Here is a 994-nt window from a genome sequence, read left to right on the forward strand (position 1 = left end):
AAGACGGCTACCGCGCCGAACTGGTGCGCCTCGTGCGGCTGGCCGAGGGCCTGAGCGGCAGCGGTGCCGTGGGGGCGCGGTAGTGGCCGCGAGTGCGTAGTGAAGGCCGTCCGTCATGCTGAGCTTGTCGAAGCATCTCTACCGAACGATGCAACGAAGCGGTAGAGATGCTTCGACAAGCTCAGCATGACGTGCCAAAACCAGAAATGCCCCGCTGGAACACCAGCGGGGCATTTTCAATAATGTAGTTGGATAAAAACGACTAAACAGACGAACAAGAATAGCAGAGCAACACGGCCGATAACCGGCCGGATTGAGCGTTAGAACGAGTAGCTCAGGCCGACTTTGGCCACGCGGTTGTAGGCCTGGAAGCGGTTGCCCGAGTCGAGCGAGGTGAGGCCGTAGTCGTAGCCGGCGCTCAGGCCCAGGCCGTTGTCGAACTGGTAGCCTAGGCCACCCACGGCTGCAAAGTCCACCTTGCGCAGCTGGTCAGCCACGTCGAAATCCTGCTTGTAGGCCGAGAAGCCCAGTACGCTGGCATCGACGCGCGCCTTGCCGTTCACCAGGAACGAGGCCTGCGGGCCAGCGTAGAGGTAAAAGCCCGGCGTGATGAACACCTTGGCCAGCACCGGCACGTCGATGTAAGCCAGGCGGGCGGTGCCCGTCACGTTGGCGTTCAGGAAATCGAGGGCCGGGAAGGGGAGGGTGCCTTTCAGCACGGCGCCTTTTTCGGCGTAGGTGATGCCGGGCTCGATGGCGAAGCCGGGGCCCACCGGCAGGGTGGCAAACACGCCGGCGTAGAAGCCCGGCCGCATCTGCTTGGTGATGGTGCCGTCGGGGGCGTAGCCGGCCAGCGAGGTGAAGCTTTTCACGGCATCGCCCTGCAGGTCAGCCACGTTCAGGCCGGCGCGGAAGCCGAAGCGCACGCCGCTGGTGCCGGTGCTGCTGCCCGACGACGAGTAACTGGGCTGCTTGGCGTAGCTGGGGGCGCGGC

General features: G+C 64.3%; 1 protein-coding gene. It reads right to left on the reverse strand.

Going from position 1 to position 994, the window contains the following annotated elements:
* Positions 1 to 320: 320 nt before the first annotated feature.
* A partial coding sequence (locus tag ACYVDE_RS24165; protein WP_460504070.1) for a porin family protein occupies positions 321 to 994 on the reverse strand: 674 nt, incomplete at its 5' end.

The sequence above is a fragment of the Hymenobacter agri genome (genome assembly GCF_054778495.1).